Annotated in this window: 19 protein-coding genes and 1 pseudogene; 13 read left to right on the forward strand and 7 right to left on the reverse strand. The window is 46.7% G+C overall.

Going from position 1 to position 24,666, the window contains the following annotated elements; translation table 11 throughout:
• Positions 1 to 39: 39 nt before the first annotated feature.
• The 6 genes and pseudogenes from pfaD (at position 40) to Q4Q50_RS05780 (ending at position 5,835) form a co-directional block, all read left to right on the forward strand.
• The gene (gene pfaD / locus Q4Q50_RS05750) at positions 40 to 1,686 is read left to right on the forward strand and encodes an eicosapentaenoate synthase subunit PfaD (RefSeq protein ID WP_311898844.1); all 1,647 of its coding nucleotides are present in this window, start codon (positions 40 to 42) and stop codon (positions 1,684 to 1,686) included.
• A gap of 594 nt (positions 1,687 to 2,280) precedes the next feature.
• A pseudogene (locus Q4Q50_RS22425) lies at positions 2,281 to 2,585 on the forward strand (DUF6572 domain-containing protein).
• A gap of 172 nt (positions 2,586 to 2,757) precedes the next feature.
• A complete protein-coding gene (locus Q4Q50_RS05765; RefSeq protein ID WP_300484001.1) occupies positions 2,758 to 3,189 on the forward strand; it encodes a helix-turn-helix transcriptional regulator in 432 nt (143 codons plus the stop codon).
• A gap of 376 nt (positions 3,190 to 3,565) precedes the next feature.
• Positions 3,566 to 3,742 carry a DUF1328 domain-containing protein gene (locus Q4Q50_RS05770; protein ID WP_006080947.1) on the forward strand — a complete coding sequence of 59 codons (177 nt, stop codon included), beginning with the start codon at positions 3,566 to 3,568 and terminating at the stop codon, positions 3,740 to 3,742.
• Positions 3,743 to 3,766: 24 nt separating this feature from the next.
• Positions 3,767 to 3,961: a hypothetical protein gene (locus Q4Q50_RS05775; protein WP_006085205.1), complete on the forward strand. Its 195-nt coding sequence runs from the start codon at positions 3,767 to 3,769 to the stop codon at positions 3,959 to 3,961.
• A gap of 167 nt (positions 3,962 to 4,128) precedes the next feature.
• Positions 4,129 to 5,835, forward strand: a complete 1,707-nt coding sequence (locus Q4Q50_RS05780) for a diacylglycerol kinase family protein (protein WP_311889275.1) — start codon at positions 4,129 to 4,131, stop codon at positions 5,833 to 5,835.
• Here the strand turns inward: Q4Q50_RS05780 and Q4Q50_RS05785 are convergent.
• From Q4Q50_RS05785 to Q4Q50_RS05795, 3 genes are all read right to left on the reverse strand, one after another.
• A complete protein-coding gene (locus tag Q4Q50_RS05785; protein ID WP_012088707.1) occupies positions 5,828 to 6,484 on the reverse strand; it encodes a hypothetical protein in 657 nt (218 codons plus the stop codon). The genes Q4Q50_RS05780 and Q4Q50_RS05785 overlap by 8 nt on opposite strands.
• A gap of 212 nt (positions 6,485 to 6,696) precedes the next feature.
• On the reverse strand, positions 6,697 to 7,773 hold the full coding sequence (locus Q4Q50_RS05790) for an L-dopachrome tautomerase-related protein (RefSeq protein ID WP_311889276.1): 1,077 nt from the start codon (positions 7,771 to 7,773) through the stop codon (positions 6,697 to 6,699).
• Positions 7,774 to 7,880: 107 nt separating this feature from the next.
• Entirely contained in the window at positions 7,881 to 9,251 is a 1,371-nt protein-coding gene (locus Q4Q50_RS05795; protein WP_259544090.1) for a sigma-54 interaction domain-containing protein, read from the reverse strand.
• 248 nt (positions 9,252 to 9,499) lie between these two features.
• Here Q4Q50_RS05795 and Q4Q50_RS05800 point away from each other — a divergent pair, with 248 nt between their 5' ends.
• Positions 9,500 to 9,955, forward strand: a complete 456-nt coding sequence (locus tag Q4Q50_RS05800; RefSeq protein ID WP_012088704.1) for a hypothetical protein — start codon at positions 9,500 to 9,502, stop codon at positions 9,953 to 9,955.
• A gap of 305 nt (positions 9,956 to 10,260) precedes the next feature.
• Positions 10,261 to 10,815 carry a BON domain-containing protein gene (locus tag Q4Q50_RS05805; protein ID WP_006080940.1) on the forward strand — a complete coding sequence of 185 codons (555 nt, stop codon included), beginning with the start codon at positions 10,261 to 10,263 and terminating at the stop codon, positions 10,813 to 10,815.
• 195 nt (positions 10,816 to 11,010) lie between these two features.
• Here Q4Q50_RS05805 and Q4Q50_RS05810 read toward each other — a convergent pair whose 3' ends face one another.
• From Q4Q50_RS05810 to Q4Q50_RS05820, 3 genes are all read right to left on the reverse strand, one after another.
• Positions 11,011 to 11,433 (reverse strand): DUF3224 domain-containing protein, encoded by a 423-nt coding sequence (locus tag Q4Q50_RS05810; RefSeq protein ID WP_259482129.1) that lies wholly within the window; start codon positions 11,431 to 11,433, stop codon positions 11,011 to 11,013.
• A 154-nt stretch (positions 11,434 to 11,587) separates the two neighbouring features.
• Entirely contained in the window at positions 11,588 to 12,373 is a 786-nt protein-coding gene (locus Q4Q50_RS05815) for a hypothetical protein (RefSeq protein WP_012588156.1), read from the reverse strand.
• 214 nt (positions 12,374 to 12,587) lie between these two features.
• Positions 12,588 to 13,715, reverse strand: coding sequence for a polysaccharide deacetylase family protein (locus Q4Q50_RS05820; protein WP_311898791.1), 1,128 nt, complete (start codon positions 13,713 to 13,715; stop codon positions 12,588 to 12,590).
• 344 nt (positions 13,716 to 14,059) lie between these two features.
• Between Q4Q50_RS05820 and Q4Q50_RS05825 the strand changes: the two genes are divergently transcribed.
• Both Q4Q50_RS05825 and Q4Q50_RS05830 read left to right on the forward strand, forming a co-directional pair.
• Complete coding sequence (locus tag Q4Q50_RS05825; RefSeq protein ID WP_311898792.1) at positions 14,060 to 16,696, forward strand: TonB-dependent receptor; 2,637 nt, start codon at positions 14,060 to 14,062, stop codon at positions 16,694 to 16,696.
• Positions 16,697 to 16,763: 67 nt separating this feature from the next.
• Complete coding sequence (locus tag Q4Q50_RS05830) at positions 16,764 to 18,269, forward strand: tryptophan halogenase family protein (protein WP_311898794.1); 1,506 nt, start codon at positions 16,764 to 16,766, stop codon at positions 18,267 to 18,269.
• A 10-nt stretch (positions 18,270 to 18,279) separates the two neighbouring features.
• Here Q4Q50_RS05830 and Q4Q50_RS05835 read toward each other — a convergent pair whose 3' ends face one another.
• The gene (locus Q4Q50_RS05835; RefSeq protein WP_311898795.1) at positions 18,280 to 19,254 is read right to left on the reverse strand and encodes an AraC family transcriptional regulator; all 975 of its coding nucleotides are present in this window, start codon (positions 19,252 to 19,254) and stop codon (positions 18,280 to 18,282) included.
• Between the two features lie 536 nt (positions 19,255 to 19,790).
• Here Q4Q50_RS05835 and Q4Q50_RS05840 point away from each other — a divergent pair.
• The 3 genes from Q4Q50_RS05840 to Q4Q50_RS05850 are packed head-to-tail and all read left to right on the forward strand — an operon-like array spanning position 19,791 to position 24,660.
• Entirely contained in the window at positions 19,791 to 21,083 is a 1,293-nt protein-coding gene (locus Q4Q50_RS05840) for an MFS transporter (RefSeq protein ID WP_311898797.1), read from the forward strand.
• A complete protein-coding gene (locus Q4Q50_RS05845; protein WP_311898799.1) occupies positions 21,080 to 21,922 on the forward strand; it encodes an ROK family protein in 843 nt (280 codons plus the stop codon). Before Q4Q50_RS05840 ends, Q4Q50_RS05845 begins: the two co-directional genes overlap by 4 nt.
• Positions 21,919 to 24,660 (forward strand): family 20 glycosylhydrolase, encoded by a 2,742-nt coding sequence (locus Q4Q50_RS05850; protein ID WP_311898801.1) that lies wholly within the window; start codon positions 21,919 to 21,921, stop codon positions 24,658 to 24,660. The genes Q4Q50_RS05845 and Q4Q50_RS05850 overlap by 4 nt, the downstream gene beginning before the upstream one ends.
• Positions 24,661 to 24,666 lie beyond the last annotated feature (6 nt).

Here is a 24,666-nt window from a genome sequence, read left to right on the forward strand (position 1 = left end):
CCACATCACCAAGGCGGCACAAATAACATGAGAACACCTATGACTAGCCATACTCTAGATCAATTCAATAGCAATAACGAAAAACTCAGCCCTTGGCCGTGGCAAGTCAACGATGCCGCGCTGAGCTTTGATATCGACTCATTAGGCAAAAAACTCAAAGATTTAAGCCAAGCCTGTTACTTAGTGAATCACAGTGAAAAAGGCTTAGGCATAGCGCAAACAGCCGAAGTAACCACAAGCGACAGCCAAGCGCCACTAGGCTCACACCCTGTCAGCGCCTTTGCCCCTGCCCTTGGCACCCAAAGTTTAGGCGACAGTAATTTTCGCCGCGTCCACGGCGTTAAATACGCTTACTACGCCGGCGCTATGGCAAACGGTATTGCCTCGGAAGAACTGGTTATCGCCCTTGGCCAAGCGGGCATTTTGTGCTCATTTGGCGCGGCGGGGTTAATTCCATCGCGCGTTGAAGCGGCCATTACCCGCATTCAAGCAGCGCTGCCCAATGGCCCCTACGCCTTTAACTTAATTCACAGCCCAAGCGAGCCCGCATTAGAGCGCGGCAGCGTTGAGCTGTTTTTAAAACATAAAGTGCGCACGGTCGAAGCCTCGGCATTTTTAGGTTTAACACCGCAAATCGTCTATTACCGCGCAGCAGGTTTGAGCCGCGACGCACATGGCGAGATAGTCATTGGCAACAAAGTCATCGCAAAAATCAGCCGCACCGAAGTCGCGACTAAGTTTATGGAGCCGGCGCCTGCCAAAATCCTCCAGCAATTAGTGAGTGATGGTCTTATCAGCCAAGACCAAATGGCAATGGCATTACTGGTGCCAATGGCGGATGACATCACGGCCGAAGCCGACTCAGGTGGCCATACCGACAATCGTCCACTGGTCACGCTATTGCCGACGATTTTGGCGCTCAAAGATGAAATCCAAGCTAAGTATCAATATAAAACCCCCATCCGTGTGGGCGCAGGCGGCGGCGTCGGCACACCCGATGCAGCATTAGCCACCTTCAACATGGGTGCGGCCTTTATCGTCACAGGTTCAATCAACCAAGCCTGCGTCGAAGCGGGCGCCAGCGAACACACCCGTAAGTTACTCGCCACCACAGAAATGGCTGATGTGACTATGGCGCCTGCCGCCGATATGTTCGAAATGGGCGTGAAATTACAAGTAGTTAAGCGCGGTACTCTGTTTCCAATGCGCGCCAATAAGCTTTATGAAATTTATACCCGTTACGATTCAATTGATGCCATCCCCGCGGACGAGCGTAAAAAGCTCGAAGAGCAAGTGTTTCGCGCATCACTCGATGACATTTGGGCGGGCACAGTCGCCCACTTTAACGAACGTGACCCTAAGCAAATCGAGCGTGCACTGGATAACCCCAAACGTAAGATGGCGCTGATTTTCCGCTGGTATTTGGGTCTGTCGAGCCGCTGGTCGAACACAGGTGAAGTCGGCCGCGAAATGGATTACCAAATTTGGGCAGGCCCTGCGCTCGGGGCATTTAATGCGTGGGCAAAAGGCAGTTATTTAGATGACTATAAAGCCCGTAATGCGGTCGATTTAGCCAAACATTTAATGGTGGGCGCGGCGTATCAATCCCGCATTAACTTGCTGTTATCCCAAGGGGTTAGCATTCCAGTTAGCCTGCAACGCTGGAAACCGCTAAATCGTTTTTAACCCCTAACGGACTATCGAGACATCAAGTAGGGACTCAACTCCCTACTTGATGCAGTCTTCTTCACTACCTCGTTAAATCGAAGCCGCCGACCTTATTACCAATCTAATCCCTTGAGTTATTGGCTCTGTTTGTGCCAATGCCGCTAAGCACTGGCGCTCCAGTGGTACGCCGTAAACCCATCCTTGGGGGCTCAACGGAAAAGTCCCTTTTCCGATGGCCACTGCCGCGACAATGCACGCCTGCAACCAATCGAATACATGCTGCCTAATTTAAGAATGGACTGCGAGGCAAACTTTGATAGGACATATCCCTTCCCCAAAAATCTACATACCACATGATTTGTGAATAAAGTTTTTTGTCATTCAAAAGTATCGTTTTGTGCATTATTTCAAATAATACTTTCAATCAAGTCTTAATATTCAATATCTTATAAACAATTCGCCAAACAAAATACGTAGTAATACAGATGCATACTTTCTACCCAGAATGATATTTACTATCGTGCAAAGCTCCTTATAAATCATTAATTTGCGAGTCACCTCGCCAAGTAATTGAAGGTAAGATTATGCGCATTATATAAGTGTAAAATATCTATGAGCATAGAAGGTCAAGGTTCAGTTGACTCCATTGGAATAGATCAAGAAGGTGTCGTGGTGCTAACCCTCTCAGATCATTTGGAATGGGATGACGGGCATCTATTTCTACACAGGAAAAGATTAATACCGACTTGGCTTTCTTGGAGTCTGGTGAAATATTTGAAACCAATCCAGATTCAAAGGGTAAAGAATTTAAAATTAATATTCTATGCAAGTATGAGCCTACTGCTTCTGCAATGTGGTTCATATCACAATGCACAGATATCATTAATCAAGCGGGGTTCGGTTTGGTTATGAGGTGAACACTTAACAAGGCCTAGCATTGCGTCTTTCAAACTTAACATTTGCTCGCTGTTGGCGGCGTTAAACAACTTGGCGGGCCACTGTCGTAACTTTGACGTAAGGTTGTCATAACTAAAATCAAGATTTTCGGATGATGATTAGCCTTTAGCAATCATTATTAGGAACTAGAAAATGGAACAGATGATAAACAAAGACTTAGTTAAGAAGCTTCGAAACGAACGTTCTTGGTCACAAGATCAACTTGCCACAATCTCAGGACTGAGCATTCGTACTATTCAGAGAATAGAAAGCGAAGGCACAAGCTCTTTAGAATCAAAAAGAGCGTTAGCGGCAGCTTTTGATATTAACGTTAGCAATCTAGATATTAATACCACCGCAGCTGGCACTTTGGCATCCATTCATCGTGGTCATAAGTTTGGGTTAGCGGGTGCCACTCTGGGTCTTTTAAGCGCCTATATTGGAATATCTATATCTTTTGCCTCAGGGCATATTACGTCGGGTGAAGCAGGAATATATTATGGAGGTCTTGGTGCGTTCTATGGTATTTGCTGTGCCGTCATTGCCGTACTTTCTAAAAGATATCATACAAATGCTGCTTTATAGGACGCTCTCAGCAGTTGCTGGCGGTGGTAGTTAATGCGCAAGTGCTGACCTTACCGCAAATTATTGTCTCTTTCTCAGCCTAGTTATCAACATCTTCATCTAAGCCGATACTCAAATGGTATCGGTTTTTTTTGCTGTGCTCCTCTATTTTCTGACTGCAACTCTTACCGAAGCTTAGGTAAAAATTGCCTGTACTACGTTTAGTACATTCGCGCCCACTTAAAACTAATCAATTAAATTTCATTTAAAATCAATAAACTAATTAAAATATGCAAAGTTGGCATTATGTTCGCAATCTAGAAATAACCATTAGCCGTTACCTTACAAATGACACAAACGGTCATGCGAAGGATTAAGACAAGGGCAGGAGGTTATTATGTTAGGTTGGACATTAGTATTTCTAGTTGTCGCTGTTATTGCCGGACTGTTTGGATTTACGGGTATCGCTGGCGCGGCAGCGGGAATCGCAAAAATTATTTTCTTCTTATTTATTGTGTTACTCGTGATTTCACTGCTGATTAATGCCCTCAAGGGCAAGTCACCACGACTTTAATTATTTTTTAGAAAGGAGATGTATATGAAACCATTTACTCTGATGACAAGCGCTTCACTGGCATTATTACTCGCCCTCGGTTTAACCGCTTGTAGCGATAACAAAGCCGAGGACGCGGGTGAAAAAATTGATGAAGTGATGACTGATACAGGTAATGCCATCGAAGATGCCTGTGAAGAAGTCAAAGAAGGTGTTAAAGCTAAAGATACTAAGTGCTAAACAAACCTCATTTTAGGGTGGCAATAGACTCGTCTACTGCCACCCTTTTGAGTTAGCACCTAATTTAAACTTGAGTTAACACCTGGTTTCAACGACGCGATTCACCGATTTAGTCAGCCGTTTAACATGCAGCGGTTAAATCAAAAATACAGCATTGGAGGGCGCGTATGCTAAGCAAAATCCACATCAAATATTTCTACTTAGCAGGTGCCGTACTGCTAGCCTATTTTGCGGTAACGGGCACGTCTCCCCTGCTCACCTTTATTTGGGCTTGGACGAGCCTGTCGCTATTTTTAGTCGGTTCAGCCTACTGGTTTAATCTCGCCAGCATCTTTAGAAAGCGCCAAGATGGCACTATCCCTTGGTATATTCGCTGGGGCTTTATTCCGTTTCTATTGGGTAGCCGGCTGTATAACCATTGGGCGAGAAAACGCGACTCTGTGCCGTCGATGCAAAAGATAGATGAGCAGTTGTATCTCGGCTGCCGATTATTTTCTGCGGATCTGGAGAAAATCAAAGCCAATAAGATCACCGCAATTCTTGATGTGACCGCCGAATTTGATGGCTTAGATTGGTCGCAGTTTGAAGATCATATCGAGTATTTAAACATTCCCATCCTCGACCATAGCGTGCCGACCAGCGCCCAGCTCAATCAAGCCGTTAACTGGTTGCATCGCCAAGTACGCGCCAATAAACAGGTGCTGATCCACTGTGCTATGGGGCGTGGCCGTTCAGTACTGGTGCTCGCCGCCTATTTAGTCTGTAAAGATAAACAGCGCAACTTCTCCGAAGTATTGCAACAGATTAAGCAAGTCCGCAAAACCGCGGGCTTAAACAAATGGCAATTACGCGCCCTTGAGCACATGCTCAAGCAAGGCAAAATCAACATCCATAAAGTGGCGTGGATTATCGCCAACCCAGTCTCCGGCGGCGGAAAATGGCAACAATATGGCGAGCAAATCCAAGACGAACTAAAAGCCTATTTTGACCTAACGTTAAAACTCACCAGCGAAAATATCAGCGCAAACACCTTCGCCAAAAAAGCCCGCAATAACGGCGCAGATATCATTATTGCCTGTGGCGGCGATGGCACAGTGACAGAGGTGGCATCGGAAATAGTGAACACCGACATCGCCTTAGGGATCATTCCCCTAGGCACGACTAACGCCCTCAGCCACGCGCTATTTGGTTTAGGCAGTAAGCTCATTCCTGTATCTCAGGCGCTGGACAATATTATCCAAGGGCATTACCAAGCCATAGATACGGCTCGTTGTAATGAACAATTAGTCTTGTTACTTGTGGGGATTGGCTTTGAACAGCAGATGATTGAATCAGCCAACCGTGAACGTAAAAATGCCCTCGGCCAGTTTGCCTACCTCGATGGTTTATGGCGCGCCGTCAATGCCGATGTCACTTTAACCATACAGCTCAGCTTAGATGATGCCGAGCCCACAACATTGACCACCCATAGCCTTATTGTTGCCAATGCAGCCCCGTTTACCAGCGTATTAGCACAGGGCGATGGCGAGCCAAACATGACAGATGGCCTGCTCGATATTACCTGGCTAGATGCCGGCAGAGAGCCGACAGACAAGCTCCTTAGCCTAGCAGAATTAGCCATTGCTGGATGGGTAAAGGAAGGTAATAAAGACACGCATTCAAAGCTACCTGGTACGCCATCTAGCGCAACCAAGGTCCACCACGCCCATGCGAAAAAAGTGCGTATTAGTAGTGAGCCCAAATGTAAATATGTGATTGATGGCGAAATTTTTGAGCCCGCGGATCTCACCATTGAAGTTCAACCCGCATCTCTCAAGGTATTTGTGCCTTATCAAGAATCGACTGAAAATGCTATCGACCCAAAAATCATATAAATGACACTATCGCGATGTTTATTAAGATAAAAACAACAAGCGCAATAAGCACTCGCATAAAATTAAATTCACTCACTTTGGGGTGGGATTTTTGAGGACTATTGCTAAAATCCTGAAACTTACAGCCTATCGCTTGCGCGCATTGCTGCAAAACTTGCTGTAATTCCTGCTTGTCAGTGCTGTTAGCCAATTTCAGTTGACTCCCTTTAGGCTGCTGCACTTGTAAATAAGCGAGATAGTGATCTACCGTATCTTCCGCTTGGCGGTTACGGTCGAGCTGGTGCCAATGGGTTGTTTGTAGCAGATAGAGTTGCACAGCATTAATATCTGAAAAGGCATAGGCGCGCCAACGCCACAATCCAGGCAACTTCCCATTGAAGACACCTTTACCGAGCCACAATTGCTGTCGCTCGGTATCTAACCAAGATTGTTGCCGAACTAACGCTAGCGGCAGTACAGGGAACAACAGAAAAAATGCCACCCAACCAAGCACAAGCCGTAACACGGGCTCGGGTTGTAACCAGGCCGCCCTCGCACAAAGCAATCCAAGCACTAACAAGGCAATGGCAAAAAACCACAGTATAGGTCGGTACTGGGTACTCAACGCCTTGAGATAAAGCGCACTCTTAGGAGGTTGATTAAGTGTCACTGAACTTGTTCCTTGTTCCAAAAATTATCTCACCATCCCAAATTGACCTGTGCTAGTAACAATATGAGGCATTGATAGTTTACACAATCAACACCTAACTTATTTTTAGATCCTTTCGAGTTAAACCAACGACTGACATCAATGGAGATAACAGTTGCGATATCGCTCATACTGTAACGAAAAGCTGCAACTTTGCAGTTGCAGCTAAGGTGTTATTGACCCGCAGCGGTATCCTCACCAGTCCAGAGTCGCATGATGCGATAAGGTGGTTTGGCTGTTTCAGCTTCGCCATTAAAGGCTTTTGCTTTATGCAATTGATTCACTGAAATATATAACCAGCCCGTTTCACCAAATTGCACACTATCGGGAAAATCCAGCAATGGAGAACTGACCACTGTTGATAGCGTACCTTTGTTATCTAGCATAGATATGGCATTGTGGTTCAAATTGGTGAAGTAATGATTACCTTGTTTGGACGTTGCAGCGCCATCTGACACAGGCTTAGCTCCGACTAATTTTACAGTCGCGATAATTTTATCATTATTGCCTGTTTGTAAAGCCGCAGTCGATAACTGATACCAGTGAGTGCCATTCATTGCACCATAATAGAGTGTACTTCCATCGGCAGATAAACTGATGGGATTGACCGCGACACTAGCAACCTTGCCATTAAACAATGTTGTTTTGTTATCTATGTTCATTACTGCATCCGCTTCGGCCTGCAGCGAGCTATGACCTGAAAAACGTACGGTATGACCATCGTCGATACGCACTGCTAAGAGGCCTGGGTTGGCGATATCGGCTAAATAAATCCAACCTTTTTGTGAATCGACAACCAGATCCTGCATAAAGCTGCCTTTGGGCGCGAGTGCTTGTGGTAGGACAATTTGTTTATATAGACTGCCATCCTTAATGTTGAATCCCCAAATCCTCGTCTGACCTAATTCTAACCCCATATCTGCGGTCCAGAGGTGTCCAGCTTTGTCCTGAGCAATCCCTAATAAGGTATCAAATTGAGTCATATTGGCAGTCGAAGCTTTCTGCAAATCCATTGAAGGCCAAGCTTTGTAAGCATTGGTTTCACGATTAACTTCAATCAGTTGTATACCTGACGGCGTATCAAGTGGATGTACCGTGGCAAAAATCCGACCTTGTGCAGTGACGCTGACATTGCCAGGTCGTATTGGCAATTCAGCGACTGTTTCAAGACTTCCTACCGCTGGGGTAGCGTTTACAAAACTACTGGCAGTCAAAGAAAGCCATAATGCTGTAGTAAATAAGTGTTTCATATTCTATCTCCGCTTTTCTGTTTAAGGGCTGTAGAATAGGAGTTATTATTTACAAAAAAAATAGTGCAAAAATCGGTTCTGTTTCAATATTAATTTGATAATCAGCACTATTCCGCCGTCGGCTCACCCGCTTCGACTTGTTGCTCGTACTTGCTGAGCTTGTTGTAGAGGGTTTTTACACTGATCCCCAGTTGCTCGGCAGTGTCAGTTTTATTGCCTTGAGTGGTTTCTAATGCTTGATAAATGGCGATTTTTTCTAAGTCTTCTAAACGCATGCCCTGCGGAATAACCACTTGGTCATCGGCAGATGCCCCCATTTCACTCGCCTGTGGCAGTTGTAAGTGACTGGGTAAAATCTCTTGATCTGCCAAAATATAGGCTCGCTCAATGGCATGTTTTAATTCACGCACATTCCCTGGCCAAGGATATGCCGCAATCATCTGCGCACTGTCTTCAGCGAGGCTTTTATTCTGCTTTTCGGCCACATTACGATAGGCAAGAAAATGCTGCGCTAGCCCGAGAATATCATCGCCACGTTCCCTTAATGGCGGAACGCGGATAGGGAACTGGGCCAAACGGAAATACAAATCTTCGCGAAATTGCCCTGCCTCAATCGCCACTATGGGATCACGATTAGTTGCCGCCACAATCCGCACATTGGCATGCTGCACTTTGGCACCGCCAACGGGACGATATTCGCTATTTTCAAGCACTCTGAGTAACTTCACTTGATGCTCAATCGGCATTTCGGTGACTTCATCAAGAAATAAGGTTCCACCTTCTGCCTGCTCAAATACGCCTTTGTGATCGCGATTCGCACCAGTGAAAGCGCCTTTGACATGACCAAACAGCTCACTATCGACCAACTCAGGGCTTAATGCACCGCAGTTAATTGCAATAAAAGGCTCGTTCAATCTCGGGCTGGCAAGATGTATGGTATTGGCAACGAGCTCTTTCCCTGCGCCACTCTCACCAATAATCAGCACATTACTGTCGGTCGCAGAAACGCGACGTATCGTACGATACAGCTTGTGCATAGCTGCAGAGGAACCGACAAGCAAACCATATTGGTCTAGCTCGCTGGAAAAAGGCCGAGGCCGGATTGGTGATGAGACTAAATACTGGGCAAAATCGGCGAAGATGTCACTGATCAACGTCATATCGTAGGGTTTACGAAAATGATAACAGGCAAAATTCGACATTAACTGATCAAGATTGGGGTTCGGCTGACCGTCGGAGAGAAATATAAACTCGATATTAGACAAGGCCGTATTGTCCAGCAGCCCAAGATAATCCTCACGGCTAAGGCTAGACAGCTCAATGATGGCAACATCAATGTGGTTCGCCTCAAGCTGCTCTATCCAAGGTAAATCATCGACACTGCGTAGCTTATTAAAGTCGGCTGCGCCGGCGAGTTCAATGATAGCTTGCTCGGCGTTTACATCCTGCAGGTGATAAAAAAGTGTCAATCGAGCCATGCTATCCCACTCCCTGTGTATGAAGGGCTACTGTATGTCAGTCGTGAAATTTTAACAACAGCAACGGTAATAGTTGCCGATATTCTAAGAGGATGGCGCAAGTAACCGAGAATATCAGCCTAAAAATCAGCCTGTTAACATACCATTAAAAATGAGAACAAAATATGCATGGTAGCTGAACGAAACGCAATTAGTTAAGCCAAACCGTTAAACAGGACTGTGCCGAACACTGGCATTTGGAGGCATTCATGAAGTCTAATGTTGTGCAACATCAGACTGATATCCGCGCCGATATCAGTTTGATTGATGAAATAATAAAGCTCAATCAAGAAGGGCTAACATTCTACAATCAGGCAATGACGTACGTCGAAGACTATAACCTTAAGCGTATTTTTTCGACCAAAGCGAATATCCACCAACGAATGTTGACGCGTTTTGAACAGCTGCGCCCTCTAACTGGTGAGCCTATTCATGGTCTAAGTCATGCAATACCAGTGACTTATACTCAAGTGACCAAATTGCTGCAACAATGCCATATGGCACAAGCGATGGCCGCACTTGTCGCCATTGAACAACAAGTGTTAATCCAGATGAAACAAGCGGTAAGGCAAGCACATCAGCCACAGCTTGCCAATCAGCTCGCAGAAGGTGCCGCTTGGTTGCAAATCAGTTGCGATGGTATGAGTTCACTCAACCCCAGTTAATCCTTGTAGCTGTTAGCATCAGTGCACATCAATATGATGTCTCTGTACTAATACGGCTTGCTACTGCATACGCGAAACCTTACACACTCAACCGCACTTATTGGTGCGGTTTTTTTATGCTCTAAAGATGGCTTTGCTTACCAGCAAAAATTACATTTTGTCGGTAAAAAAGACCGACTTAGGGGAAATCGCTGAGACATGAAAATATCGAAACCATCAACTAAAAACATTAAATTCAATAACTTAATAAAACTGGCACGATTCACGCATTATCTAACATCGAGAAAACAACGGAGGATATGATTATGAAAACCACAACAGCATCAGTACTAGCGACCTTACTTGTCGGTTCAATCAGTTTAAATGTCGCAGCGGCTCAAGATTGGAAGGACGGGGCAAAGGATGCGTGGATCGATGGTAAAGCTGAAACCACTTTACTGCTCAACACTAACCTCAATTCCTTTGACATTATCACCGATGTGAAAGACGGAAACGTCACATTAACAGGTAAAGTGGAAAGCAGTGTCGATAAAGCCCTCGCCTCTGAACTGATCAAAAGTTTAGACGGGGTAAAAGATGTCGATAACCAACTCACTGTAATGAATGAGAAAGAAGGCACCAGTGACGTTGTCGCGTCGTTGACCGATTCTAAGGTTGCCACAGTCGTCAAAACCCGTTTACTGTTTTCAACCGATGTTTCTGGCACCCAGATTAATGTGGATGTCGCCAATGGTATCGTCACCTTAAAAGGTGAAGTTGCTAGCGATGCCGAACGTCAGTTAGCGCTGAAAATTGCTGAGAATACCGACGACGTGAAAAAGGTTGTCGATAAAATCAAAGTCGTAAAAAACATGTCTTAATGCAAGCAGTTAGTCTTGACTCAACGATTTGACCTAATTGGTTATAAAAGTTATTTATAACAAAGCATTACAAAAAACCAGCCTAGGCTGGTTTTTTTATGTCTATTATCAGATTTAACCAAGCTAGGTTTCTATCTCGACTAAGGAAGACTAAATTGCGAAAACAAAAATCGAAGTGGGAAAATAAAAGCTGCGCTAAAATGTGGGCTCAGCGCTGGCTTCAAAGCCAAACTGGAACTCATAAAAATGCTGACCATTTTCGATACTGATGGCCATAGTGCCCGTTAAGCCCTGCAACTCGCCCGCACCGGAATGGGGAACCACTTCTAAGATCAAACGGTTTTGTCCATCGGTCATAATGCCAAAATGTTGCAGCACGAAACTACCCTGCTTACCACACACCTTGCCAACCACTTGCTCAATCGCCACATAGCCAGCCGAGCCTTTGACTGACGTCATTGCACTGAGCATTTCACCTTGGCTACGGCCCTCAAGCTCGCCATAAAAGGTCTTATCTAAACCCATACGACCTAACGTTACGCCGCCCACACCTGTAGCATAGGTGCTATCTGGGGTGAGCTTAACATCAAATTTCCCAGTGATTTTGCTAACTTGCATGACACTCTCCTTGTCAAAACATTATGCCAAGTCTATCTACCCGAGAATACTTGCCGCTGCGGCAAGCATCACACACGGAACGAAAAATAACTTAGCACAAGCCTGCGCAGATCCATAATGCATTTACTCCCGACCCTTTGCGCACGACTACTCACTACTGAGTTATGTTAGTGATGCCAGTTTCACTGACTGTCACCTCTAAGGTTTTGACGATTTCAGGGCTTTCAGACATAGGTTGATCAGGCGCTCTATCGCGATAAGTCACGGCAATTTTGAACGGAGCTTCGAAGGGATAAACAGGTTCAATACTGTCAACCTCAATACGATCGCCCAGCATAACGCTGCCTAAATGCTTCAAGTTATTGTGTTCAAAATCGAGGCTAAACAAGCCAAGATACCAAAATGCCCCCGAACCTTGGGTCGTCACAATAAACGGTGCCACAAAGGGCATAGTCTGCATTTTAGGATCATCTTGAATTGGCGCGTTACTCTGGGTGTCGGGCTCTAAAGCGGGATCGAAATTTAACGGCGTAATGCGCAAATAATCCAGTAATACTCGGCCTTTTACCTCGCCATCTTGATAATCGCCCATCGCAAATTCCGTTTGCTTGATCTTAATAAAATGGGTCAAGGCAACCGATTTACCGCCCTCTGGTAGGGTAATTTCAAACGGGTTAGCGGTATTTAAGCTAAAGAGTTTAAGCATCACTTCCGACGCATTCGCCACCGGCTTAACCTCAAGCGGTGTCACTACTTCAACCTCATTGGCCTGTGCCTGCGTTTTTTCCTGCGCCATGGCCTCGTCGTATTGCATGACCTTACCATCTTCCATCACCATATAAATATCATCATTGGTCATGTTGAAACGGTAAATACCTGCGGCGAGTATGGCTAATATCACTAAGGTGCCCGCTAAGGTTAACTTTACAAACGTACTCATTTTCTCTCCCCAATCGCGCGCTTTGTGCGCTGCTTTTCTAACACTGATCAACTTCAAATCAATGTCGGAGCAGTATTACAGATACTGAGTTAAAGCGGAGTGGGTAAAGTGTAAAAAAGTGACGCTATTTTGAGTTTTGTCAGGCTAAGTTCAGCAACATACCCTTTACTCGGCCAATATAATGGGCCGAGTAAATACTCAGCCCAAGACTTAGCTACTTCTCGTTTTTCCACAAGGCTGGGGTTTGGTTCGGTTGCCAATTACTTTGGGAGAAATGGGCTTGTACTAAGGAATAGATTTTATCTTGATACGAGACAAAATCAGGCTGCTGATAATCATGCTGATCCTGCCAAGCGGGGGCATAGTTATCTAGCGTGTCGAAACGGTATCCTTGGCGCTGCGCCTCTTCCACAAAGCGTTTAATTTTAGGCAAGTTGATGGTCGCACCTTGACCACGGTGAGCATTCTCAAACAGGAAGTCGTGGGTCAAGATCACCACTTTACCGTCGTGCAAACCATCGCTACAGTCTAAGTTCTGCGTGCGACTGTTAAGAGGGTTCATTGTGGTGCCCGCACAGGTGTTGATCACTTGATTGATTTTATCCACCAGCTCAACCCCATCGGCCATAGATTCGGCTGGAAAAGCCACGCCCCAATCCTCTGGCCCCCAATCAAAGTCCCAACCAAATATTTTATAGTCACTCTCGGCGAGCATGTTTTGAATTTGTACCGCAACTTGCGAGCTGTTGGTAGAGGTTTCAGCGGTACAAGCAAAAGCGGGGTCCCAAGGCGGCACAGTATCAGAGGTGGCACACAAGCCGTCGCCTTGGAGTTTACTGCTCACTCGCCAGCCATTGGTATAGGGCAAACGCGCCAACTTAGTCATCTTGTTGTTGGGATAACTGGCGGCATTAGGGATAAGTTCAACCACTTTTGCTGTGTTCGTCACAAAGTAGGTAAAGTCGGTAGCCGCATCTTGATAGGATTTAACTGGCCAGAGGCCCACTTGATTGCAATAAACCGCCCCCGACTGCACACCATCGGTGCAGTTATGCAGCATATGATCGTAACTGTGGTTTGCCAGAATATGACCATCGTCTAGCAAACGTTGTAGGGCGACAGCCGCCAACGCTTCGTTTTCATCCCCTTCGCCATACATATGAAAAGCATTGATAAAGAACGTCGCCTTTATATTGGCGTCTTTTAAGGCGTCTAACAGTCCTAAGGTCGCATCAATTGGACCATCATCAAAGGTGAGGTAAATGGTTTTATCGCTGGCGTGGGCAAGACTTACGCTCGCTAAACAGAGTCCAACTGCGGCGGCTATCGATTTCAGTTTCATGATCTCATCCTATAGATAATGTTTGAGGCTAATGATTAAAAAGCAATGAGTTAATGCCCATGGTGTCTAAACTCGCACACAGTGGCGGCACTCATTCGCTCGGCATCTCTATAGTGAGTAATCCAGCCGGCGTTAGTTATACCATCCTAGCAACAAGCCATACTTTTCTACGCTAAGTCGATAAATCTCCCATCACCACTCAAGTTGAAATCACCGCCTCCCTCGCGTTAAACACAATAGAAAAATACCAATCCTAGCGTGAAAAGTACCGCATCAACAATTCGATAACAGGTAAGTTAACTGAAGAAAAAAACAACACTAAAGCACTACAGGGACGCTATAACATGTCAGAAAGTCAATTATTTAAGAGCTCTTTGCTCGCATTGTGTATCGCTAACGCCTTATTCGGGATGAGCTCAACCGCAGTCGCGGCGGAGCAACAAGAGGCAACGGCAGAAAATATGGAGGTAATCCAAGTACGCGGCATACGTCGCTCGATTGAAGCCTCATTGAATACCAAACGCTTCGCCGACTCCACGGTCGATGCCATCACCTCGGAAGACATAGGTAAGTTTCCCGATAAAAACATCGGTGATGCGCTGCAGCGAATTTCTGGGGTCACGGTCGATAGGCAATACGGCGAAGTAAGCGGCGTTACTATTCGCGGTACAGCGCCAGAGCAGAGCCGTATTTTGCTTAACGGTCAAACCGTTGCCAGCACTTCTTGGTATGACTTGGGTCCTGCCACTCGTACCTTCAATATGGAATTGTTGTCGGCTGAGCAAGTGAACGCCGTTGAAGTGCATAAAACCCCGACTGCCAGACTTGAAGAAGGTGCGCTGGGCGGCACTGTCGATCTCAAAACCCGCAAGCCCTTAGATCTCGATGCCCACACCTATCAAGTCGCTGGCGAGCTGAGCCAAAGCAGCCTGTACGATGAAACAGACCCGAGTGGCTCTTTCCTCGGAAGCTGGAAAAATGACGATGAAAAGTTCGGCATTTTAGGCGCCTATTCAGTAGAAAAAATTACCAGCGGCCGCCAAGTGCTGGAATCTCTCAGTGGTTATTATGAATACTTCGCCGCCGATCCCGCGCAAAATCAAGAATCTACCGTTGGCGCTTGGGGCATTGGCTCGCAGGCCTTTAGAGCCGAACGTGAACGGACCAGCGCCCAAGTCACACTGCAATTTGCGCCAACTGACAATACCGAGTTCACCTTAGATTACTTTAATTTTGAACTCGATATCCCCCACGTAAACCATAACTTCTTAACCGTTGGCGCGCGCGGTTCAGGCTCCACCAACGTAGTGAATAACGCCCAAGGCGGCACAGCGTCGGCAACGATTCTGCCGGCGTATGCGTCGATTATTTATAACCCTGTGGTGCGCCACGCGGTCAATATGAAATCTGACGTACTCAACTTAACCGGAAAATACGTCGGAGACAGTTTTACGGTGAGTGGCGTCATTGGCCAATCAACCTCAGATGGTGGCACCCAAGGCGGTTCATCTTCTTGGTGGATCCCAGCGACAGATCAAGGCGGTAAAATTGGCGATCCCGCCTTCCCTAACGGTCAAGGCAGTGTCGATGGTGGCTTTAGTTACGACGCCACGGGTCCCTACCAAGTGGTGCTGACGAGTTTAGATGCTAACGATGCCAGCCAATTCAAGCACGCCCAAGAGGCGAACTACGAAACCACAGTGCAAGATCATAAAGTGACCTACGCACAGACCGATTTCGAATATCAACTCGACCATGATTTTATTAACAAAATTGCGGTCGGGATTAAATACAACACCAGTGATTTCGAGCGTAATGCCTTCAACCGTAACCCCGCAGAAATCCTAGGTTTCGTGCCCAATGGCAACCTCGCTAACTGGAGCGATGGCGTGCTGTCTGGGCTACATTCCCAGAGCGGCGGCAATGTACTCGACTCCTATGCCAAGTTAGATGAAGACAAATGGTGGGCCTTTATCAGCGAGAAATACGCCAATGGCGAGTTAGTGGAAGTCGCCGATCTCGGTAACACCTTCACTGTCGAAGAGGATATGTTGGCCCTGTACGCCCAAGCGGATTTCAGCGGCGAATTCTACCGTGGTAACTTTGGCGTGCGTTATGTTAACACTGACCAAACCTCAACCGGTTTTGCCGATGGCAAGCCCTACAATGAATCCGTCAATTATGATAATTGGCTACCGAGCATCAACGTCGCCTTCGATCTGCAAGAAGATTTAATCCTACGTGCTTCGGCCTCTTCCGTGATGGCACGTAACAACTACAGCGATCTCAAACCTGGTTTAGCCATAGCGAAAAACTTTGGTACTGCGACCGGCGGTAATCCAAATTTGAAACCCTATAAGGCGAACCAAGCCGACCTTGGCATCGAATGGTACTTCACTGAATCTTCTATGTTGTCGGCGGCCTTGTTCTACAAAGATATTGATAACGTAGTGTTTGTCACTGAGTCGACGCAGTACATTGAAGGTTGCGGCGCGTCAGAATCCGAGTGGGATAAATGCCGAGTTACAGCCCCTGCCAACGGCGGTAGCGGCTCAGTGACTGGGCTTGAAATCCAGTTGCAACATAACTTTGAAAGCGGTTTTGGCTTCTTGACCAACTACACCTATGTTGACAGTAAGAGCACTCGCCCCGATGGCACTGAACAAATGATTGAAGGCGTGTCAGAAAACTCCTTCAACGGCTCACTCTTCTACGAAGATGATCTATTCAGCGCCCGTATCGCCTATAACTGGCGTTCAGAATACTTAGGCGTGGGTAACATTCAAAACGTGTTAAACGACAGCTATCAGCAAGTCGATGCCTCGATTATTTGGCATGCGATGGAGAACTTAGATGTTTCACTCGAAGGGGTAAACCTAACCAATGAAGTGGTGCAATCCTATGATGTTAAATATGGATTGACCCAAAACACCATCGAATTTGGTTCACGTTATTTCGTCGGTGCCAGCTACAAATTTTAAACTTGAGTCACACTATAGCCGACCTTAGGGTCGGCTTTTTGCGTTGATAATACAGCGGGGATAAGCCATGAAAGTGAAACAAGCAATCAGAAAAATCATTATCTTAGGTGGCGGCACCGCAGGCTGGATGGCCGCGGCCGCCCTCGCGAATAACCCCGTATTTGCCGCCATTGAACTCTGTTTAGTGGAATCGGACAATATAGGCACTATCGGCGTTGGCGAAGGCTCGACGCCACACTTAAAACGCTTTATGGACAACTTAGGCATCAGCGAAAAAGATTGGATGGAGCAATGCCACGCCAGCTATAAAACCGGCATCGACTTTATCAATTGGAATGGTGACGGCCAGCAATATTTCCACCCCTTCTATTTTCAAATGGATGTAAAACCCGCCGAAGTCTTTTTTATCAACGCCAATGCAAGACGCCGAGGGCATGGCAATGCCGTTAAACCTGATGCGTTTTTCTCTAGCGGCGTACTGGCCAAACACAATCTCAGCCCAAGGCCGAATAAAACACTGCCCTGCACCAACGAATACGGCTATCACTTCGATGCCACTGAGCTGGCCAACTACTTAAAAGATTATGCCTGCCAACGCGGCGTACGGCAGATCATTGCTGATGTGGTCGAGGTTTCAACCTCCCAACACCAGCAGATTGAGACGCTGATCCTGGCAAATGGCGAACGACTGAGCGCCGACTTTTTCATCGATGCCAGCGGTTTTAGCGCCAAGTTAATTCATAAAGCCCTAGGCGTGCCCTTTCAATCCTTCGCCGATGAGTTACTCAACGACAGCGCCGTCACTGTTCCTGTTCCTGCATTAATGGACTCCACTCAAACGCAGCAGGCAAAGTACCATACCCGCGCCACAGCGCTCAGTGCAGGCTGGCTATGGCAAATCCCCCTCACCCACAGGCTTGGCAATGGCTATGTTTATAGCAGTCGCCACCTCAGTGCCAATGCCGCGGCTAAGGAATTATTGCACAGTGTAAATTTACCCGAGTCGACCCAAGTGCGGTTTCTCAAGCTGCGGGTCGGCGTCAGTGACAAGGCTTGGCACAACAATGTTCTGGCGATAGGACTTGCGCAAAGTTTTATCGAGCCACTCGAAGCCACGTCGATCATGATGACCCAATTCACCCTTGAAAAATTTATGTCGTTATTCGAGCGTTATCAGTTAAATAAGCAGGCAGAAACCTTAAGTCGGCAAACATTAAATCAAGCAGTAATGCAGTTAGTGCTCGGCATAAAGGATTACATTCAGGCCCATTATGTCACCAGCCAGCGCAGCGAAGCCTATTGGGTCGCAGCGAGAAAAGTCGCCATTTCCCAAAGGCTGACGCAACTATTAAAAGCTTGGTATCAAGGGGATGACTTTGATCTGCTGCTTTACCAATACGACCAGCAGCTCGCCTACTTTCGCCCCTCTTGGTATGCACTGTTAGCGGGAATGGATTACCGCGACCCAAAACTCAAGCGCCCATTTGAGCCGATTTCAGCGGAGATCACCGCGCAGGCGATAAGCTACTGCCAGACCTTAGTGGAGCAGTATTTTCAGCCTAAGTATTCGTGATAGTAAGGGGTTAAATCGCCCTTTGTTTACTGCTAAAGCGCTGACGAAAACGACTCGGCGTGACGCCTTTAAATTGAATAAAGCGTCGATTGAAATTAGATAAATTATTGAAACCACACTGATCGCTGATGGTTGAAATCGGGCTCTGGTTCGAGAGTAATAACTTGCACGCCTTAGCGATCCTGAGTTGATTGATAAACTCAGTTAAGGTTTTCTCGGTACGTTTTTTAAAGAAGCGATGAAAGTGATTGGTGCTCATGTGCGCTAACTTTGCCAAATCCTGTGCCGACAAGGCCTGAGTGTAATTGTCATAAATATGTTCGATCACTTTATCGAGCTTTTTCACGGTAAAGTCGAGCTTACTGCCGTGGGTGAACAAGGTACTGGACAAGAGTTCTTGCTGACTATCCTGTTGTAATAACGCTAATAATTCCAATAACAAAATATAGCGTTTAAAGGGATTAGCCGTCTCCATCGCGATAAACACGTTATGGGCCTTGCGCGCCGTTTCCTCACTAAATAACACGCCCCGTTTGGCATGGGTCAACAGTGAATGCAAGGATGCTAACTCGCGCTGCTCATTCACAATTTGGTGTAGCCAGGCTGCGGGAATTTGTGCCACATACACGACTTCCTTCACTCGATTTTTCGAAGCGGATCCCTTCAAACTGGGCTCTTTCAAACCGACCGCAGTTGAAGCGCCGCCTTTCAAACAATCGTTCTTTGAAGCCTCGTCAGGTGAAATATCAAGGTTAGCCTCGGATTGCCAGCCGTGGGGCATGTCTGGGCCGATGATCACTAAATCATAATCGCCATAGCGGGCAATATGGTCGCCCACATAACGCATGCCATAACTGTTGAGGGTTAAGCAGATTTCGTACTCGGGGTGATAATGCCAGTTGAGATCCATGTGGTCCCATTCATAACGAAAGTAACGCCAAGAGCTGTTTTCATCGGGGATCACTTTTTCACACAGAGGTTTCATCCATTAAACTCCAGTTACTCATTCCTTTACCTTAGCTTCAATCAACTCTTACAGATCAACGCCATTCACTCAAGCTAGCCGTTATTCCATCCTGTTAAATTATTCAATTACTTAGGCCTTATTTTTAAATGCCAGCCATGACCTATCAGCTCGGCGAAATCGCTGTGCCTCGCGCACTATTGTCTATAGCAAGTCAGCCTTGCAGTGATACTCAACTCCGCCACTCCAATACTATTCTATCCAATGTTAATTAAAGGTAACTATTTTACAAGTAAACACTTTATCAGCAGATACTAAAACACGGTTTTACCTATGCCTATCCGCAGCAGCTGCAACTCATATCTATAGCCAGTATCTATCGCCAGTATCTATAAGTATCTACAGCCCGTATTAACTGCACCTGATGTAAATCAGCTAAATCTGCGCGAACACGATTTGCATATGTGAGAAAAGTATCGACAGAGGCACTATTCGTATCACCGCCATAGCGAGCGTCAGTCCACAATGAATTTCACTTAATTCAATTGGCTAAGCACATGAAACACAAACTCATCATTCTGTTTGTCCTCTGCACTTTCTTTGTGATTTCCTTGATGACTAACAGTATGGGGCCGATTTTCCCTGCGTTAATTGACAGTTATGCTATCGGCCTGACGTTGGCGGGGTTATTTCCCTTTGCGTTTTTTATCGCCTACGGAGTGACATCGATTCCTGCGGGGATTTTAGTAGACAAGTACGGTGAAAAGCGGGTGATCATCTTAGCCTTTAGCCTCGCGTTTATCGGCGCCGTCACTTTTGTGTGTTTCCCTACCTTTAGCATCGCCATGTTTAGCCTGTTTTGTATTGGCACTGGCATGAGCTTATTGCAGGTGGCAGTCAATCCCTTATTGCGACAAGCTGCGGGGCCAGAGCATTTTGCCTTTTTCTCTGTTCTAGCCCAACTCGCCTTTGGCGGCGCCGCGACCTTAGCGCCGCTGGTATATCAGCATTTTGTCGCCTTAGATCAAGCAAGTGCAGCATCCGCCAACTATGTGCAACAGCTATTGCCAGAGAACATGAGTTGGCTCGCCATGTACTGGTTATTTGCCGTGGTCGCGCTCGCCATGGTGCTCTTTGCCAGCCTAGTGAAGATGCCCAAAGTGGATAAACTGGCAAATGAGTCGGCGGGTGCTCTAGAGACCCATTTACGCCTTTTCAAAGATAAAACTGTTTTGAAATTCTTCTTCGCTATCGCCGCCTACGTTGCGCTTGAGCAAGGACTTGCTAACAGTATCTCAGTATTTTTGTCGCAATATCATGGTCTTGATACCTTAAGTGTCGGCGCCAATGTGGTTAGCGATTTTTGGTTTTACATGACGCTCGGCTGCCTACTCGGTTTACTGCTACTTAAACTTATCGACAGTCAGATCTTGCTGCTCAGTTTTTCCCTTAGTTCACTGGTTTGTTTTCTGGTGGCGATTTGGGGACCGAGCCAACTAACATTAATTTGTTTCCCATTGGTTGGCTTTTTCATTTCTATCATGTGGTCGGTGATCTTCTCGCTGGCGCTTAATTCGCGCACTCAAGATCATGGATCATTCGCCGGCATTCTCTGTACCGGCATTATCGGCGGCGCGTTTATCTCGCCGATCATTGGTGTTATCAGTGAGCTGTCCGGCGAATTACGGTTCGGGATGTTAGTGCTGCTAATCCCTATGGCTTACATAGGTTATGTCGCCCTAACGGCTCGTCCCTTGATTAAAAACACCACCCTATTCTCAACAAAAGCGGCCTCAAAGAATGACGAGCCGATGGCAACAAACAACACGAGAGGCAACAAGCTATTATGAGCGTCCTATGTTTAGATCTTGGGGGAACTAAACTGATGTTGGCACAGGTGGAAGGTAAAACCTTACTCGACACTTGGCGGTATCCCGTTCCCGCCGATGGCAATTTCGAACAGTTATTCGATTTCCTCGTGACCTGTATCCACAGCCACCTCACGCCTGAAACCTATGGTATTTCCATCGGGATACCCGGCATGGTGGATATGCAGAGCGGCACTTTACTCGAAGTGATCAATATCCCTGCGCTGACGGCAACGCAGTTAGCCCAGCAACTGCAAAATACCTTTGAAATGGATGTTGTTGTGAATAACGACGCTAACCTCTTTGCCCTTGGCGAAGCTGTGCTCAACAGCAATCAAGACATGCTCGGGATTACCTTAGGCACTGGCGTGGGCGCTGGGGTGATTTTTAATGGTCAGCTGTATTCGGGTAAACATTGCGCCGCAGGTGAAATCGGCAGTTTGAGTTATCGTGATGGCATTATTGAGCACTACTGCTCGGGGCAATACTTCACCACTCATCACCAGATGAGTGGTGAGCATTTGTACCAAAAAGCCTGTGAAGGTGACAGCCAAGCGCTGCAAGCCTTCGCCCATTTTGGCGAACACTTGGCGCACATGATCGCCCAAACCTTACTGGTATACGATCCCAAAGATATCATCCTTGGCGGCTCAGTCAGCCAAAGCTTTCCCTTTTTTATTGAAGCGCTTAAACAGAAATTGCAAAGCTTAGTCTATGGCCCGCAACTGACAGACTTGACGATTTCAGCCAGCCAACATCACAATGCAGCCCTCATAGGTGCCGCGCAGTGGTTTTTACAACAAAAGGACTCAGCTAAGTGAAAGGACAAATAACACAGAAAGGGAAAATACAGTGGCAGAGGATTAAGACGGCCTTAGTCAGCGGCGTCATGGCAGTGCTTCCCGTGGCGTCGGTGCTTTCAATACTTGTAATGCCATCAGTACAGGCCGCCAATGCTGTGCAGGAGGCAAATCATGTCGCACTTAATCAATTAGCCGATAAACTCCAATTAAATTATCAGTTAACCGCCAGTTATCTTGAAACCTGTCCCGCTAAAGAAATCCAGTGCTATCGCTCCGTCATTGAGCTGACCTTGCCCGCTCAGTTATCCAACGACAAGTTATCTAATGAAGAGTTAAATCATGGCGATTGGCAAATTTATTTCAGCCAATTATCGCCCGTTTATTTCGTCGATGCGGGTGACTTTAGCATTGAGCATATCAATGGCGATTTACATAAAATCACTCCTAAAGCCAGCTTTAAGGGATTCGTCGCCAATCAAGTTTATCGCATTGAGTTTTATAGCAAAGGCAGCCAAATCACCCGTTCCGAGTTTATGCCAAACTTCTTTGTCGCTATGGGCGATAAGGCGCAGGTCATAAAGAGCACTCAAACAAGGCGCGATCCAGAAACGGGTTTAGCCGAGCAAGACTACCTCGCGCCTTTTAATGCCGAGAAACAATTCTTACTGGCAAAAAACGATGCAACCCCCTTTGCCGATGGCCAGTATTTAGCAGAGCAATATCAAGCCTTAGCCGCAGACAAAGCACCTGACATTAGCGGCAAACTCATCCCCACGCCACTTCACAGTAAAAGGCTAGACTCGGCGCCCTTATCTCTTGCCAAAGGTTATCGACTCAAGGCTGATGCGGCAGACTTTAAAGGACGGCAGTCGGCATTTGATTACCTCGCCAGTTTAGGGTTTGCGGCCAAGGACAAAGGCACGCCGCTGTTATTGCAACTCGATACTCAAGCTCCTAAAGTCGCCAGCACTGAAGCCCATGATAGTGAAATGAAAACAAGCGAAGCCTATCGGTTAACCATAACGGCTGAGCAAATCAGTATTCGAGCGGGCAGTGAAGCAGGACTCTTCTATGGCCTACAAAGCCTAGCTGGGCTGATCAGTTTAAGTGACGATCAACTCGTCGCCATCGAGATCCAAGACCAACCTCGCTACGCCTTTCGCGGCCTGCATATTGATTTAGCCCGTAACTTTCACTCGCTCGATTTTATTAAACGCATTATCCCACAGCTCGCCGCCTATAAAATCAATAAGCTGCATTTGCACTTAGCCGACGATGAAGGCTGGCGTTTAGCCATCCCCGGCTTACCTGAACTGACCGATGTGGGCGCAAAACGCTGTTTCGATTTAACCGAACAAACCTGTTTATTGCCACAACTGGGCAGCGGCATAGCGGACGTAAACCCCGTCGATGGCTACTTAACCGTGGCGCAATACCAAGAAATATTACAACTGGCTGATGCTCACCACATCGAAGTGATCCCTTCACTGGACATGCCGGGGCATTCACGCGCCGCAATAAAATCCATGGAGGCGCGTTATCACCATTACCTCGCCAAGGGAGACAAAGCTAAGGCGGAGGAGTTTTTACTGACTGAATTTACAGATAAAACCCAATATTCGTCGATTCAGTATTACCACGACAACACACTCAATGTGTGTCTGCCGAGCACCTATCACTTTATCGATACTGTGATTGATGAAGTTAAAAAGATGCACCAAGCCGTAGGCATTCCTTTAGTGCATTACCACATAGGCGCCGATGAAACCGCGGGCGCTTGGGTAGAATCCCCCGCGTGTATCGCAATGAAAAAACAAAAAGCCGATGAGTTAGCCGGACTGCATTCGCTCAATGGTTACTTTATCGAGCGCGTCGCTAATATGCTGGCAGATAAAGGGATTATTGCCGCAGGTTGGAATGATGGCATGGGTGAAGTTCGCCCCGAAAACATGCCCGCCCAAGTGCAATCTAATGCTTGGTCGCTGATTTCGGATAACGGTCATCAAATCGCCCATAAGCAAGCCAATTTAGGCTGGAAGGTGGTGATTTCAACGCCAGAAGTCACCTATTTTGATTTCCCCTATGCTAGCCATCCAGATGAGCGCGGCAATCATTGGGCCTCGAGGGCAATAGACAGTTTTAAGGTGTTTAGCTTTATGCCAGACAACCTGCCCGCCCACGCCGAGCGCTGGCGTAACACTTTTAATCAGCCCTTTACCTCAGATGATACTCAAAGCCAATTGCATGCTGGCCGCGGTTTTTATGGCTTGCAGGGGCATCTTTGGAGCGAAATGGTGCAATCGGATGAGCAAGCAGAATACATGCTATTCCCGCGCATGGTCGCCCTCGCAGAGCGGGCATGGCATAAGGCGCCATGGGAATTAGCCTATGATTATCAAGGTAAAATCTATAGTCAGCAAACTCAACATTTTGCCCGCCAACTCAATGACCAAGCCGAGCAAGTGCTCAAACAGGATTGGCAAACCTTTGCCGCGGTTTACGCCAATAAAGTGCAACCTAAGTTAGCAAAAGCGGGAGTTTTCTATCGCATAGCACCGCCTGGAATACGTGTTGAACATCAGCAGTTAGTGCTCAATAGCTTATATCCCAATGCCGAGTTGGAATACCAACTCGACTCAGGACCTTGGCTAAGCTACCGCCATGCTTTCAAGCTTAATGATGTCAAACACATCCGCGCCAGAGTCAAAGATGGCGCGCGTTACTCTCGCCCATCGACTTGGCAAAGCTCCCTCTAATCGTTC

The sequence above is a fragment of the Shewanella scandinavica genome (assembly GCF_031932065.1).
In the GTDB taxonomy this organism is placed as follows: Bacteria; Pseudomonadota; Gammaproteobacteria; order Enterobacterales; family Shewanellaceae; genus Shewanella; species Shewanella baltica.